A 15,185-nucleotide genomic window follows, 5' to 3' on the forward strand; every position below is an offset into this window, starting at 1 on the left:
AATTATGGCTTATCAATTACTGCCGTTCCGCTTCGAACGATTCGATGAAAACAAATATCTCCTTACAAATGAAGTAGGAGAATATATTTTTCTGTCAAACGAAGATTTTCAATGCTTTGTTGATGGGAAGTTAGACGAACATAGTGAGTTATTTTACGACCTCGCTTCCAAACAGATTGCCACAACAGACAAGACGGAAGATGTGGTGCGGATGCTTGCCACTAAGTTCCGCACCAAGAAAAGCATTTTACGTGATTTTACCTCGCTGCACATGATTGTGCCTACATTGCGCTGTAATTCCAGTTGTATATATTGCCAAGTTGCCCGTAAGAACATGGATGACCACTCTGCCGACATGACAAAAAAGACGGCAAAGAACGTAGTGAAAACCATTTTTCAGTCGCCATCGCCTTTCATCAAGATAGAGTTTCAAGGAGGCGACCCTTCAACGGATTTCGATATGGTGAAGTATATTATCGAAGAAGCTGAATGGCAAAACTTGTTTAAGAGACGAGAGTTGGATTTCGTTATTTGTACCAACCTTACGTTGCTTAATGAAGACATGGTAAAATACTTAAAGAAACATAAATGTATGATTTCCACTTCGCTGGATGGTCCTAAGGATTTGCACGATATGAACCGTCCACTGCAAAACAAAGAACTGGATCATCATGTCATCTTTGAAAAGAATCTTGCCATGATACGGCAAATATGGGGTGACGGTGATTGCGTTTCGGCGTTAATGACCACTTCTAAACATAGCTTGGGACGTTTCAAGGATATTATCGATGAATACATACGTTTGGGCTTTAACAACATCTTCTTACGTTCGCTCAATCCCTACGGCTTTGCCAAACAATATAAAGAGAAAATAGCCTATCCGGTTGAAGAGTTCATCGCCAACTATAAAGAAGGCTTGGATTATATCATAGAATTGAACAAACAAGGAACTTTCTTTGTGGAAGGTTTTGCAGCCTTGTTGTTGAAACGTATGCTAACTCCTTTTGCTACTGGTTTCGTTGATTTACAGTCGCCTGCCGGAGTGGGTATCGCTGGGGCAATCTACGATTATGATGGTAATGTGTATGTTTCGGATGAAGCCCGTATGATGGCACGTTTCAAGAACTACTATTTTCGGTTGGGCAATGTAAACGAAAACAGCTATCAGGAAATGTTCAATGGCGAATTACTTCATCATATCATAGCCTCTGCTTGCAACGAATGTTTGCCTGTCTGTGCCGAATGTGTGTTTCAGCCCTATTGCGGTGCTGACCCAGTTCGCAATATGTCTGAGCAAGGTGACATGATAGGCTTCAGACCGACAAATGAAATGTGCAAAAAGACGAAAGCCATCATACACTATTTGTTTGAGCTATTGCAGAAACACGACCCGGAGATAAACAGAATATTTTGGTCTTGGTTAAATTGATTGCGTCATGAAACAGATTTTAGGAACTTCATACAACATCGAAGACGATATAGTTGGGCGTATCACCTTTGGTAAAGGTAATTTGTTTAGGCGTTCCAACGATATATTAGTTTGTAAGGATGCTACCAAACCAGCATTTGGTTATTTGGCAACCATCACAGAAAGTACAACTTTCACGAGTAAAGAAACCCCCTATTGCATAGTAGATAGCATTGAAGACTTTTATGAAGGGGATGTGGTCGTTATCAACAAACAAGGAGAAATCATATTTGTGTATGAAATAAACTCCAATCACAATGCACTGATGGCAACAGAACGTTGTAACCACCGCTGCATCATGTGCCCACAGCCCCCTATACTGCAAGAGAAAGACAAAACACCTTTCAACCAGAAACTAATCTCATTGTTCGATAAGAGCACACAAGAGATTGGCATAACAGGAGGAGAACCTACGCTTATTGGTGACAATCTTTTTACATTGATAAATCATATAAAAAAGGTGTTACCCCAAACTGCTATCAGCATTTTGTCTAACGGTGTAAAGTTTGCAGATAAAGAATATGCCATGAAATTGGCTAAATGCAGACACCAAGATTTGCAGATAGACATACCACTATTCTCTGATATTGCAGAAGAGCATAATCGTATCGTAGGTGCCAAGACTTTTTATAAAACAGTGCAAGGATTATACAATCTTGCATTATTTCGCCAACGGATAGGGCTTCGGATTGTCGTTCACAAACAGACTTATAAACGTCTTCCTCAATTTGCTGACTTTATCTATCACAACTTTCCTTTTGTAGCCCAAATCGCTTTTATGCAAATGGAAACAACAGGATTGGCGAAAGAAAACTTTGATGAATTATGGATTGACCCTTACGATTATAACAGAGAACTACGGGAAGCTGTACTATTGCTTGCAGACAGAGGAATGAAACCTTATATCTACAACGCACAATTATGTGTATTACCCGAAGACATTCGCTGTTATGCCCAGCAATCTATTTCGGATTGGAAAGACATATATATTCCCGAATGTGAGGGGTGCATATTGAAAGGTCAGTGTACAGGATTCTTTGAATCAAACAGACAGGCTCATAGTTCGCATATTAAGAAAATAGAACATATATCATCTGATATATCGTGTTAAGTAACTTATTGTCTAATTTTAAAAAAGGAGGTATCAATGAAGAAACTCTTGTTCTTTGCGGTCTCTGCAATTCTTGCAGGTGCAAGCTATTGTTCCTTTGTTAGCGAGAAGATTGTTGCTAAGGTAACTAACAGCGACACTCAAATTGAGCAACAGCAGGAACAATCATTGGTGCTGGAGCAGTCCTCTGCCGAGTTTAAGCTACTCGCCAGTCACAGTTCTCACAGCAGCCATAGCTCGCATAGTTCACACAGTTCTCATCGCTCTCATAGTTCACACTATTCGAGTAGATAAGAACTTTACATCCTAAAAAGGAGGAATTCCTCCTTTTTAGGATGATTTTAAATATAAATAGTCTGGAATTGCAGTATATGGCTTTAATTCTCTTGATATTATATCTGCAATCAAAAAGTCTCTAGCACTTTTCCATATCCTTTTTTTCTTCTTATCATTTAAATCTAAAGAACTAATCTCTTTATTTTCGCTATTTAATAGTCTAATGGAAATATGCCAAAAGTTACATTTTGTTGGAGTATGAAATATCATAAAATGACATTTTTGTTCTCCAACTTCAGGCAAATCGCACTTTAATAAATTATCTATTGGAATGAAATAGAAACCTCTATTTTCATCTTTAAAACACTCATTGTCAGCTGGTATTAATCCCATTGTATCTTCTTTCCACAACTCACAATAGGAATGTCTATATTCTTTGCTTATTCCGTAAAAAATATCATCTACTTTAAATACTCCTAAAAGGTTATTTGACAAATCACGAAGATGGTCACTTTGAATTTGAATACAATCAGGATGTAATACATTAGAGTTATCAATCCATTGTACTTTATCACTTTCTATATGACGAATAAGAACAAGACCTGATTGAGTAAGTAATTTGCTTTGTTCTATAAAATGATATTGGGGATATGGTAAAATATGCTTAGGATAGATTTCCATATAGTCCCTCCGCCTGAAATATTTTGAATACGCGTTGAATACTATTTTCAATATTGTCTTCAATGACATATTTACCGTTTGGAGTAGATATATTAACCAATGTTTCAACGTCATTTTCTTCAAAAAACAAATTAAAAAATATTTTTACGTCTTTTCTTTGTCCATACATAAATAAACATTCCTCTTCTTGTGAAATGTCTGTAAACAATAAATCTAATGACAATTGCATAAGTCCATTTCGCATTTCTTCAAAGGCTGTAATTACAAATTGCTCAGAAGAGGATGCGAATACTTTTGGTGCGTTTTTTATAAAAGTTTGAACTTTTGTTATATCACCAATTTGCCTACTTATGCTTTGTTCTTTGTCAATGATTTCTTCAGTCGAAGATGTTTGATACTCCCTATCTTTATAGGCATTCAAAAAAAAGAGTGTATTATCATCAATACAATCCTCATTTTTGCTTGTATTGATAATATATTCATTTATAATAGGCGTGCTAAAATAATCATACACACAAGACTCTATGTATGGCGCATTTGCAATCATCTTAATATTCAGGATTTAAAGATTGAATAAAATCTTTCTTCAAAAGACCAAAGAAAGTTTCCTTTTCAACCATATGAATTTTATCCAATAAGGATATAACCATTTCTATAGAATCTGAGCTTTCAAAACTCTCATATATATTTACATCAAACAAAGAGGCAGAATACTCTTCACCCTTAGGAGTCCTTCTTTTTGTTTTATTTACTAATGACACAAAAATCTTTGTATTTCCATCTATGCGATTAAGCTTTATTTCCTGACTTCTAAATCGATTCGTTTCATCTCCAATACAAATATTCCCGTTAATATAATCTATAATATCAATATCTTGATATTCGCTAATATAACGTATTTGAACACGATTAAAATCTTTGGCAATTTTACATTCTTGCATTGCTGTAATGATATCCTTGATTTCTTTTTGGTAAATGTTCCATCCTACATAATGTCCCATATTACAATTAAAGGACAGGCTGTTACCCTGCATTACAAAACGAATGTGTTCTTTTATAAAAATGCCATATGTGATATTCTCTTTACCTCTCTCCACAGAAACTGCCATTTTCCCATTTTTATCTAACCGAACACTTACTTGTGGAGCTGGTATGTAATTGTATCCCAATTCTTGTATACGTGCAGAAATCATTCCCGCCCATAATTCAGGAGGACATATCGGATTCATTCGGATTTCGATGATAGTCTCAATGAGATTATCTGGATTTATTTTTTTTGGCAGATTCATATCCTTTGTTTTAATGATATACGGCTATTTCAAGTGCAAAGGTAGTGATTTTTAAATTACTTCTATTATACTTACCTCGAAAATTACTGTGACTTGTTTTTATTTAACCATAAAAGATGTATCTTTGCAACCGAAAGGGTTATTTGACAGCATAACACCGCAAATTGCTGAAAATCGCACGGTTGCCAATTCGTTACTGTTATTTCTCAAATACTCCGCTAAATGTTTATTCCTCAAATGGTTGTATCAAACCGTTGAAAATCTAAAATAAAAGAATTATGAAACCAATTATCGCTCCTTCCATTCTTTCCGCTGATTTCGGATATTTGGCGAAAGATATTGAAATGGTAAACCGCAGTGAGGCGGAATGGGTACATATTGATATTATGGACGGGGTATTTGTCCCTAACATCTCATTCGGCTTTCCGGTACTGAAATATGTGGCAAAGCTGAGTAAGAAACCGTTGGATGTGCATCTGATGATTGTTAATCCGGAGAAGTTTATCCCGGAAGTAAAAGCATTGGGAGCGCATACGATGAATGTGCATTATGAGGCTTGCCCTCATTTGCATCGGGTGGTACAACAGATTAGAGAGGCAGGGATGCAACCTGCCGTGACGATTAATCCGGCAACTCCCGTAGCTTTGTTGCAGGACATTATCCGAGATGTATATATGGTGCTTGTCATGAGCGTGAATCCCGGATTTGGTGGGCAGAAGTTCATTGAACATTCCGTAGAAAAAGTCCGTGAACTACGTGCTTTGATTGAACAGACTGGCTCGAAGGCTTTGATTGAAGTGGACGGTGGTGTGAATCTGGAAACGGGTGCACGTCTCGTTGAGGCGGGTGCAGATGCTTTGGTAGCTGGTAATGCAGTCTTTGGAGCACCGGATCCGGAAGCAATGATTCACCGGTTACACGAGTTGTAGAGAATTGTGGTATCATATCTTCATAGATATCCTTATATACGCCTGGTTATCCCTTGGATAGCAGGCGTTTTTTGTGGTGATCGTTTCTTCAACGGTTCGCCGGAGCTCTTTTGGGGAATCCTTGCCTTTTGTTTTTTAGCCGGTCTCTCTATAGGTTGTTATTTCCTTGGACGCTATTCTCTGCGTTGGTGCTTCGGAATTGCGATTCTTGCTCTTTGTTTTACAGGTGGCTGGGTGGGAATAACCTGGCAGCTACAACATGCAACGGGGTATACTTTCCCGAAAGAGGAAACGGTTTATCGGGGGTGGGTGACGGATACTCCCGAAACTAAGGAACATACTTTTCTTTGCCGGGTATTGTTGAAAGAACAGCGTGATTCGACAGCTATTCATTCGATAGATGATTGTAAGGCTATTCTATATCTGCAACGGGATTCGGCGGCTGCCGGATTAAAGCGGGGAGATGAATTATGGGTGTCTGCTCGTATTTCTCCGCCTGTAAATGGACAGAATTTCGATGAGTTCGACTATGCCCGTTATCTGATGCGGAAGGGAATCAGTGGAACAGGATATGTCGTGTCCGGAAAATGGATGCTGGCATCTTCAGAAATGTTATCTTCCGGTAACGGAAATATTGCTCGGAAGAGCACTCTTCTGGAGGTAGCCGGTTCTTGTCGCGACAGAATACTTTCTCTTTATCGCCAACTTGGTTTTGAAGGTGACGGACTGGCTGTACTTTCTGCTTTGACTGTAGGAGATAAAACCGAACTAAGTGACTCTGTTCGTGAAAGTTATTCGGTAGCCGGTGCCAGTCATGTGCTTGCATTGTCCGGGTTGCATATCGGGCTGTTGTATGCCTTGCTCTTTTTTATATTGAGTCCTGTTGCGAAGAGAGGGAACGCAGGCAGATGTTTGCGGGCTGTATTTCTTCTTATCCTTCTTTGGGCTTTCGCTTTTTTTACCGGACTTTCACCATCGGTAGTCCGTTCGGCTTGTATGTTTTCGATCTGGGCAGTGGCGGATATTTTTAATCGTCAGGCTTTATCTTTGAATACGTTGGCGGCGACTGCATGGGTTATGTTACTTTGTAATCCGGTATGGCTGTTTGATGTCGGCTTTCAACTATCCTTCTTGGCTGTTGCTTCTATTCTACTGACATATAAACCTATTTATCGGTTACTTCCGGTAAAGAGTAGGATCGGGAGATATTTCTGGGGACTAATGAGCGTATCTATTGCGGCACAGCTAGGCACTGCTCCTCTTGTTATGTTTTATTTCTCCCGTTTTTCAACTCATTTTCTGTTTACTAATTTAGTAGTCATTCCTCTGGTTACCATCATTTTGTATTCTGCCGTTGTTATGCTTCTCCTGACTCCGCTACACTGGATACAAAATTTTATAGCAGAGGGCGTCAAGTTTCTTCTGGATGCACTTAATACTTTCATTCATTGGGTAGAACAGCTTCCTTATGCTTCTATTGACGGAATATGGCTATATCAGTTGGAAGTGCTCGGCCTTTACCTCTCCGGCGGTCTGGTGTTTTACTATTTCGCAAACCGGGGATTAAAGAATCTTCTGATCTGTCTCTTTTCAATATTATTGTTAGGTGTCTATCATGTGTCTATGTCCTGGGTGGACCGTCCTCTGGATAGTATTGTTTTCTATAATGTTCGCGGTTGTCCGGCAGTTCATTGTATAGACAATAATGGGAATTCACGGATAGTTTATGGAGATAGTCTTTCTGATAAAAGGCAGTTGTATCGTGTTGCAACAAATTATTGGAATCATCACCAATTATTGTCGCCGTTAGAGGTGACAGCCGATTATCAAGATACCGCGCTCTGCTGCCGGGAACAAATACTGTCTTACCATGGACGACGCATTTGTATGGTGACCGATCATCGCTGGCGGAACAAATCTGCCGCTACTCCGTTATATATTGATTATCTTTACTTATGCAAAGGCTATAACGGTCATTTGAAAGAACTCAGGTTGCTCTTTGCTCCGGAGTGCATTATATTAGATGCATCCCTTTCGGAACATCGCAAGCAACTCTTTGAAGAGGAATGTAAACAGTCTGGTTTGCGTTTTATCTCTTTATCCGAAAAAGGTTCTGTGCGGTTTTTGCTCTGAGTACAAAGATTTATCGTACATTTGCATCTTGATAAAGTATTATAGTATGTTGACGAAAGTAATTGAACAAGCCAAAATAGATCATTTTACCAAATGGTTTGAACGGGCTGACAAAATAGTAATTGTATCTCATGTATCTCCTGATGGTGATGCTATCGGTTCTTCACTAGGATTATACCATTTTTTTGATTCACAGGAAAAGACAGTAAACGTAATCGTTCCCAATGCTTTCCCCGATTTCCTTCGGTGGATGCCGGGCAGCAAAGACATTCTCTTGTACGACCGTTACAAAGAATTTGCGGATAAGTTGATAGCCGAAGCAGACGTAATCTGCTGTCTGGATTTCAATGCATTGAAACGTATTGATGATATGGCGGATGCGATAGCAGCTTCTCCCGCACGTAAAATAATGATCGATCATCATCTTTACCCGGAAGAATTCTGTAAGATTACGATGTCTTACCCGAAGATTTCTTCTACTTCCGAATTGATCTTTCGGTTGATCTGCCGTATGGGCTATTTTAGCGACATCTCTAAAGAAGGAGCCGAATGTATCTACACAGGTATGATGACGGATACAGGCGGATTCACCTACAACTCCAACAATCGGGAAATCTATTTTATCATCAGCGAACTTCTTTCCAAAGGGATTGATAAGGATGATATCTATCGTAAAGTATATAATACGTACTCGGAAAGCCGTTTGCGTCTAATGGGGTATGTGTTGTCTAATATGACTGTTTATTCGGACTACAATGCAGCCTTAATCACATTGACAAAAGCCGAACAGAGTAAGTTTAATTATATAAAAGGTGATAGCGAAGGGTTTGTGAATATCCCTCTTACTATTAAAAACGTTTGTTTCTCCTGCTTCCTGCGTGAGGATACGGAGAAGCCGATGATTAAAATTTCCCTTCGTTCGGTAGGGAGCTTCCCATGCAATCAGTTGGCTGCCGAATTTTTCCACGGAGGCGGACATCTCAATGCCTCGGGCGGTGAGTTTTTCGGAACAATGGAGGAGGCCAAAGCTGTCTTTGAGAAAGCACTGGAGAAATATAAACCTTTACTCACAGCAAAAAGCTGAGTGCGGAAGGTTAAAAGTGAATATTGAAAGGTTAAAAGATACGAACTTTCAACATTCCTCTTTCAACTTTTAATGATTTTGAGATACATTTGTGCGGAATATAGCTAATTAACAGATAATGAAGAAACTTATATTTTTATTTCTCTCTGTGATAGCAGCCGGAAGTCTGTTCCAGGCATGCGACAATTCTAAGACTTATGCAGAAATGCTGGAGGATGAAAAGAATGCGGTGAATAAGTTCATCAAAGATAGTGCAATTAATGTGATCTCCTTAGAGGAGTTCGAACGGGATACAATTACCGATCTGTCAAGAAATGAATATGTTGCTTTCTCAAATGGCGTCTATATGCAGATTGTAGATCGTGGAAATGCGGATGATCCGGAAGATACTTTTGCTAATAATAATGTGATTTGTGCCCGCTATCTGGAAAAGAATATAGCGAGTAATGAGTTGACTTGTTTCAATGTTGTCCTTCCTGAATATATTAATGCTTCTGATTATTATAGATCTCCCCTTACATTCCGTTATGTCAACGAAAATTCATCAGCTTATGGAATTGTTTTAAGCACTCCTCTTGATTATGATTATTTGTGGACAGCAAATTCGTACGGAACAGCTATTCCCGGTGGATGGCTGTTAGCATTGCCATACTTGCGGGATAATGCTCATGTACGTTTGATTATTCCTTCAAAAATGGGGCATAGTATTTCGCAACAGAATGTGATTCCATATTATTATGATATCTGGAAGTTTGAAAAAGCAAAAAGTTAAAGCACTAACATTAAATAAATCTATTAGTTAAAACCTATGACTCTAATCAAATCTATCTCTGGAATCCGCGGAACAATCGGCGGAGGAGCGGGCGAAGGATTGAATCCGCTCGACATCGTAAAATTCACTTCGGCTTATGCTACTTTAATACGTAAGACTTGCAAAGTAAAAAGCAATAAGATTGTTGTGGGACGTGACGCCCGCATCTCCGGTGAAATGGTAAAGAACGTAGTAGTCGGTACCCTAATGGGAATGGGCTGGGATGTTGTAGACATCGATCTGGCTTCTACTCCGACTACCGAATTGGCTGTAACAATGGAAGGCGCGTGTGGAGGTATTATCCTGACAGCCTCTCACAATCCGAAACAGTGGAACGCATTAAAATTACTGAATGAACATGGTGAATTTCTGAATGCAGCCGAAGGTAACGAAGTTCTTCGTATTGCTGAAGCTGAGGAATTTGACTATGCAGATGTAGATCATCTGGGTTCTTATCGTAAAGACCTGACCTATAATCAGAAGCATATTGATAGCGTGCTGGCTCTTGACTTAGTGGATGTAGAAGCCATTAAGAAAGCCGGTTTCCGTGTAGCTATCGACTGTGTGAATTCGGTAGGCGGTATTATTCTTCCTGAATTGCTTGAGCGTCTGGGCGTGAAACATGTAGAAAAACTCTACTGCGAGCCTACCGGAAACTTCCAGCACAACCCGGAACCACTTGAAAAGAACTTGGGTGACATCATGAACCTGATGAAAGGTGGAAAAGCTGATGTAGCTTTTGTAGTAGACCCGGACGTTGACCGTTTGGCTATGATTTGCGAGGACGGTGTAATGTATGGTGAAGAATATACATTGGTTACTGTTGCCGATTATGTACTGAAACATACTCCGGGTAACACTGTTTCTAACTTGAGTTCTACCCGTGCTTTGCGTGATGTGACTCGTAAGTATGGTATGGAATATAATGCTTCTGCCGTAGGCGAAGTAAACGTAGTAACAAAGATGAAGGCAACCAATGCTGTTATCGGTGGTGAAGGAAACGGTGGAGTAATCTATCCGGCCAGCCACTACGGTCGTGATGCATTGGTTGGTATCGCATTGTTCCTTAGCCATTTGGCTCATGAAGGAAAGAAAGTCAGCGAACTCCGTGCTACTTATCCTCCTTACTTCATTGCCAAGAACCGTGTCGACCTGACTCCGGAAATTGATGTAGACGCTATCCTTGCTAAGGTAAAGGAAATCTATAAGAATGAGGAAATCAACGATATCGACGGTGTGAAGATTGACTTTGCAGACAAATGGGTACATTTGCGTAAAAGTAATACGGAACCGATTATTCGCGTATATAGCGAAGCTTCTACAATGGAAGCTGCAGAAGAAATCGGTCAGAAGATTATGGACGTAATTAATGAGTTAGCGAAGAAATAACGCTTCATTGATATTGGATAAATAAAAAAGGAGGAACTTAATCAGTTCTTCCTTTTTTTATTCGAAGTAAATTATTGTAAGAGCGGGGATCTCCGCCCTCCTTATAGTTCCTTAGAATCGGCAGCGAAGATCTATCCCAAATTGCATCGGACGTCCTTGTTGCATGAACCCTTTGTTCATCGTTTCAAAGTAGAAGGCTGCATAATCTTTATTCAAGAAGTTACGTGCCCAAAAACTAATCATTGCATCACCTATTTCTAAGTTTGTGCGCCAGTTGAGAGTACCGTAGAAGGATTGGCTGACGTTATTTTGCTCAGTCCAATAGATTCGTCCGGCAGCGTTATAGTTTGCTTGGAACACTACGCGGTCAAAGATAGAACGGGGATTACAAGTAATAGCGTATTCTCCGCCGATATTTAATGTATGCTTGGGGACGAAGGGTACATACTTGCCGTTATATGACTTATCCGTAAGATTACCCTCACTGTCTTTTTGCTTTGTTACATAATCTGTAAAGGTGGCATACGTATATCCGTAGCTTGCATTTAGACTCAACTCATTTGTCAGGCTGGTACGTAGGGCAGCTTCGACACCATAACTTCTGCTTTTTCCTGCATTGATTGTGACACGTCCCAAACCACTTTCTGCCATTTGAGAAATTTGTTGATCGCGTGTATCCATGTAGAAGGCGGCAAGGTCAGCCCAAAGTTTACCTTCCCACAAAGTCAGGTGAGAACCTATTTCATAGTTCCAGGAATATTCGGGCTTGTATTGAGTCGTTGCTTTCACCTCCGGCAGTTCATCTTTCATTCCTAATATTCTCTCCGCCATTAAAGAAAAGTTCGGGTCGGCAGCTAATGCATCCAACATTGAATTTTTTAAAGCTCCTTGTGCTAAATCAGAAAACATCTGAATATTGTAGCCTCCCGAACGATATCCCTTGGATACAGTTGCATAAATACTGTTTCCTTTTTCCCATTCATACTGGAGAGCGAATTTAGGAAGTAATTGTACGTAGTCGGTGGATTCCTTGCCAATGAATGAGCTTATAGCTTCCAAACCTTTACTGGTAATATTCATAGGTCCCATTGCTAAAGAGAAGTCAAAGTTTAGAGGGTTGCTGATAGAATTATACTCCATCTTAATTTTCTCGTAGTCTAAACGTAGACCGATTGTGGCAGATAGTCCTTTGATAAACAGATTATTGAATGTTGACTGATGAAAAACAGCTCCATTTAATATCGGAGTGTCAAAACTACCGCCAACTCCCAATATGGAATTATTGGCTGTCATGCGCATCTTGGGACCAGCAAGCCCTTCAAATATTTTGTTTACATTACTTTCAATTACAGTTTTTACGCCTTCTTGCCTGAAATCTACCGGACCGCTTGTATGTAACCACTGATAGAATCCGGAAACTCCGGTTGCCCATTGCCAACGCTTCTCCGGCTTTGATTTGAATACGATCTCTTCAGAAATTGTATTTGCTCTTTGTTTCTGTTCCAGAGTATAAATGTCTTTTTCTGTAAAGTCCTGATCGAGAAACATACGGTCATTCAGGTTTTGGTAGCCTGTGACCGCATTTAAAATAAATGTCCTGGCTTGATATTCTATATTAACTCCGGAGTTTAATAATCCGCGACGATAGCTACTGCGTTCGTTGTTGGCGATTTTTCCGATATATTCGGGGCGAGTTTCTTCTCCTTCTGTAACACCTGTATATTTATAAGGATATCCCCCCTGGTCACTATATTCGTAGCTCAATGTCATATCGACTTTCAGATTCGGTGTCGGCAGATAAATACCGCGGAAGCGTCCGCCTCCGGCGTTGCTTTTATCTATTCTCTCATTGTTGCGTGCTGCATTCTCAAAGAAACCTCCTGTATGTTCATAGAAACCTCCGGTGGAGAAAGCAAAACGGTCGGAGATACGATGATAATGTGTCAGTGAAACATTATAGTCGTTGTAGGTGGCGGCTCCCATTCGGATATCAGTCCCTTGATAAGTGAAAGGAGATTTGGTATGTATCTTGATTAGTCCGCCCATTGTATTACGGCCGTAAAGAGTACCTTGCGGACCACGAAGAATGTCGATACGTTCGATATCAGCGTAGTTGAAGTCGAAAGCGGACTTATCTATATAAGGGATATTGTCTACATAAAGCCCTACGGAGGGGGTGTTGATACGTGAACCGATTCCGCGGATATAAATAGAGGTAGTAAGTTTAGAACCATAGTCCGGGATGAACAGGTTAGGAACGATGCCTGTCAGGTTTTTCACGGAGTGTACCTGATTTGCTTGCATATCTTTTTGAGATAATAATGTGGTAGCTACCGGCAACTCACGTAGTTTACGGTTCTCTTTCGGAGTAGCGATTACTACCACTTCTTCGATATCTACCACTTTCAGTGAGTCTTTCGGGAAATCTTCCGCCCATGCTGTCCCTGTCGTTAGGAGCGTGAGGGCAATCATAATATTCTTTGTCTTCATCTGTAGTTAATTTGTCCGGTGCAAAGTAACGGCAAATATCGTTGACAGGCAATCCTCATTTATTAGGATTATGCAGTATAGAAAAACAAAATATGCTATGAATATCCGGAAGATTTTGTCGGAAATATTCTTTATTTGCCTGATAATATCATATCTTTGCCCGACAACAGAACTAAATAGAAACGGATTATGACAAAGAATAAACTATTCGCTTGGGCTATAACACTTCTCTGCTTTTCGTTGACCTCTTGCAGCGATGAAAAGGACGGTCCGTCAAAAAAGATATTGGTGACTAATGCAGGGGTGACGGAAGCTAACCAAACGGTTAAACCGGGAGATATCGTTCATATTTATGGTGATGGTTTTCAGGAAGGCGACCAGGTGGACTTTGACTTTCGCTGGGATCTTGGAGAACCTTTGTTCCCGGAAGGGTATCTTGGACCTGTCGGTGCGGAGATTGTAGAGAGGCATTCGAATGGAATGAGTATCCGAATGCCTTATCGCAAGCCGGAATCACGTGTTGAGATATTCCTGAACAGGGCAAGTGAGAGAATGTCGTTGGGAAAAGTACTACTTGCAGATGGACAAACGCCTAAAGATTTCAGACTGTATGGAATAAATGAGACCGACAAGACAATAGAGCGGGCGTATGCTGAAGAAACCGTCACTGGTAAAAAAACGTGGGATATGAGTGCACATCCGGACTTCCGTTCGGTTGTCAATCTTCAAAAGACTTATGGGCTGTGCGGGCTGGCAGAAGAAAATGGTGTGCAGCAACCCTTCTTCCTTGATTTCTGTACAGGCGAGTGGAAAGCTTTAAGTTTCTACGATTATAATACACTGGCATTGGTTATTGGCAGCGGAAATGATATTGCGGCCATTCAACAGAGAGGTAAAGGATATTCATTATATAATGTTTCCGCAGGTTTGGAACAAAGTAATTATGCAACTAAGACGCGGAGTAATTTTCCTATGCCGGAACCTCAATTTGAACTTCCGGAAGGATTTACTCCTGAACAATTCGGGGATTATCCGGGTGTGTTTATGCAAGGTAATGAGATTATTTTATTGTCGGCAAGGAAAGGAAACGGGAAATGGGTTCCCATGTTGTATAATTATAGAAATGGCTTTTATGTACTTGAAGGGATTGAAGCAGATGCCATTATTCCGTTTTATTTCGGAATGGCACTTCCCGATAGCGGTAGTCCTTCCTTATTATACCAAAAGAAGGTCGGTTACATGATTTATTACTCATCAGGTGACAATCGTGGCAGCAGTTTCCGTCTTCTTGAACCAGATAAGGAGAGCAGCAAGTTACAGTTACAAGAACCGTTTGCTCAATTGTCCGATAAGAAAGTTGTTTCAATAACTAACAGACTTGACCGTATCGGTACAATCACCGTGCTCTTTTCCGATAAAGAAAAAGGGCGCACCACTTCTGATTTTGATTGGAACAGCAAAGAGTGGACAGATTACACCGATCTTTCTGATATGCCATATAACTCAGTAGTATGGGCTAATTGA

13 protein-coding genes are annotated in these 15,185 nt (G+C 40.1%); 9 read left to right on the forward strand and 4 right to left on the reverse strand.

The features are described from left to right. Positions 1-4 precede the first annotated feature (4 nt). Genes hxsB through hxsA2 form a run of 3 tightly spaced genes read left to right on the forward strand, consistent with a single transcriptional unit; the run spans position 5 to position 2,873 of the window. Positions 5-1,429, forward strand: a complete 1,425-nt coding sequence (gene hxsB, locus CGC64_RS06450; RefSeq protein WP_005677076.1) for a His-Xaa-Ser system radical SAM maturase HxsB — start codon at positions 5-7, stop codon at positions 1,427-1,429. 7 nt (positions 1,430-1,436) lie between these two features. Continuing rightward, entirely contained in the window at positions 1,437-2,579 is a 1,143-nt protein-coding gene (gene hxsC / locus CGC64_RS06455) for a His-Xaa-Ser system radical SAM maturase HxsC (protein ID WP_005677077.1), read from the forward strand. A 36-nt stretch (positions 2,580-2,615) separates the two neighbouring features. After that, positions 2,616-2,873 (forward strand): His-Xaa-Ser repeat protein HxsA2, encoded by a 258-nt coding sequence (gene hxsA2 / locus CGC64_RS06460; RefSeq protein WP_081447299.1) that lies wholly within the window; start codon positions 2,616-2,618, stop codon positions 2,871-2,873. A gap of 36 nt (positions 2,874-2,909) precedes the next feature. Here the strand turns inward: hxsA2 and CGC64_RS06465 are convergent, their stop codons facing one another. From CGC64_RS06465 to CGC64_RS06475, 3 genes are read right to left on the reverse strand one after another with little or no spacing between them, the layout of a single operon-like run. After that, the gene (locus CGC64_RS06465; protein WP_005677078.1) at positions 2,910-3,536 is read right to left on the reverse strand and encodes a hypothetical protein; all 627 of its coding nucleotides are present in this window, start codon (positions 3,534-3,536) and stop codon (positions 2,910-2,912) included. Further along, positions 3,520-4,083: a hypothetical protein gene (locus CGC64_RS06470; RefSeq protein WP_005677079.1), complete on the reverse strand. Its 564-nt coding sequence runs from the start codon at positions 4,081-4,083 to the stop codon at positions 3,520-3,522. The genes CGC64_RS06465 and CGC64_RS06470 overlap by 17 nt, the downstream gene beginning before the upstream one ends. 1 nt (position 4,084) lies before the next feature. Beyond that, positions 4,085-4,825 (reverse strand): TIGR04255 family protein, encoded by a 741-nt coding sequence (locus CGC64_RS06475; protein ID WP_005677080.1) that lies wholly within the window; start codon positions 4,823-4,825, stop codon positions 4,085-4,087. A 278-nt stretch (positions 4,826-5,103) separates the two neighbouring features. On the opposite strand from CGC64_RS06475, the gene rpe reads away from it, so the two are divergent. The 5 genes from rpe to glmM all read left to right on the forward strand — a co-directional run bounded on the left by rpe (position 5,104) and on the right by glmM (position 11,171). Further along, on the forward strand, positions 5,104-5,754 hold the full coding sequence (rpe, locus tag CGC64_RS06480) for a ribulose-phosphate 3-epimerase (RefSeq protein ID WP_005677081.1): 651 nt from the start codon (positions 5,104-5,106) through the stop codon (positions 5,752-5,754). A 3-nt stretch (positions 5,755-5,757) separates the two neighbouring features. Then, a complete protein-coding gene (locus tag CGC64_RS06485; protein WP_032837524.1) occupies positions 5,758-7,887 on the forward strand; it encodes a ComEC/Rec2 family competence protein in 2,130 nt (709 codons plus the stop codon). A 46-nt stretch (positions 7,888-7,933) separates the two neighbouring features. Next, on the forward strand, positions 7,934-8,971 hold the full coding sequence (locus CGC64_RS06490) for a DHH family phosphoesterase (protein WP_005677086.1): 1,038 nt from the start codon (positions 7,934-7,936) through the stop codon (positions 8,969-8,971). 118 nt (positions 8,972-9,089) lie between these two features. After that, positions 9,090-9,743 carry a DUF4827 domain-containing protein gene (locus tag CGC64_RS06495; RefSeq protein WP_005677087.1) on the forward strand — a complete coding sequence of 218 codons (654 nt, stop codon included), beginning with the start codon at positions 9,090-9,092 and terminating at the stop codon, positions 9,741-9,743. A gap of 36 nt (positions 9,744-9,779) precedes the next feature. Beyond that, entirely contained in the window at positions 9,780-11,171 is a 1,392-nt protein-coding gene (gene glmM, locus CGC64_RS06500) for a phosphoglucosamine mutase (RefSeq protein WP_005677088.1), read from the forward strand. Between the two features lie 111 nt (positions 11,172-11,282). On the opposite strand, the gene CGC64_RS06505 is transcribed toward glmM, so the two are convergent. Beyond that, positions 11,283-13,661, reverse strand: coding sequence for a TonB-dependent receptor (locus CGC64_RS06505; RefSeq protein ID WP_005677089.1), 2,379 nt, complete (start codon positions 13,659-13,661; stop codon positions 11,283-11,285). Between the two features lie 189 nt (positions 13,662-13,850). Between CGC64_RS06505 and CGC64_RS06510 the strand changes: the two genes are divergently transcribed. Continuing rightward, a complete protein-coding gene (locus CGC64_RS06510) occupies positions 13,851-15,185 on the forward strand; it encodes a WD40-like domain containing protein (RefSeq protein WP_005677090.1) in 1,335 nt (444 codons plus the stop codon).

Source organism: Bacteroides caccae (assembly GCF_002222615.2).
In the GTDB taxonomy this organism is placed as follows: Bacteria; Bacteroidota; Bacteroidia; order Bacteroidales; family Bacteroidaceae; genus Bacteroides; species Bacteroides caccae.

Coding starts and splice junctions, on each gene's coding strand:
- hxsA2 (WP_081447299.1), top strand. CDS start 2,616: ATGAAGAAACTCTTGTTCTTTGCGGTCTCTGCAATTCTTGCAGGTGCA.
- rpe (WP_005677081.1), top strand. CDS start 5,104: ATGAAACCAATTATCGCTCCTTCCATTCTTTCCGCTGATTTCGGATAT.
- CGC64_RS06475 (WP_005677080.1), bottom strand. CDS start 4,825: ATGAATCTGCCAAAAAAAATAAATCCAGATAATCTCATTGAGACTATC.
- hxsC (WP_005677077.1), top strand. CDS start 1,437: ATGAAACAGATTTTAGGAACTTCATACAACATCGAAGACGATATAGTT.
- glmM (WP_005677088.1), top strand. CDS start 9,780: ATGACTCTAATCAAATCTATCTCTGGAATCCGCGGAACAATCGGCGGA.
- CGC64_RS06465 (WP_005677078.1), bottom strand. CDS start 3,536: ATGGAAATCTATCCTAAGCATATTTTACCATATCCCCAATATCATTTT.
- CGC64_RS06470 (WP_005677079.1), bottom strand. CDS start 4,083: ATGATTGCAAATGCGCCATACATAGAGTCTTGTGTGTATGATTATTTT.
- hxsB (WP_005677076.1), top strand. CDS start 5: ATGGCTTATCAATTACTGCCGTTCCGCTTCGAACGATTCGATGAAAAC.
- CGC64_RS06505 (WP_005677089.1), bottom strand. CDS start 13,661: ATGAAGACAAAGAATATTATGATTGCCCTCACGCTCCTAACGACAGGG.
- CGC64_RS06510 (WP_005677090.1), top strand. CDS start 13,851: ATGACAAAGAATAAACTATTCGCTTGGGCTATAACACTTCTCTGCTTT.
- CGC64_RS06490 (WP_005677086.1), top strand. CDS start 7,934: ATGTTGACGAAAGTAATTGAACAAGCCAAAATAGATCATTTTACCAAA.
- CGC64_RS06495 (WP_005677087.1), top strand. CDS start 9,090: ATGAAGAAACTTATATTTTTATTTCTCTCTGTGATAGCAGCCGGAAGT.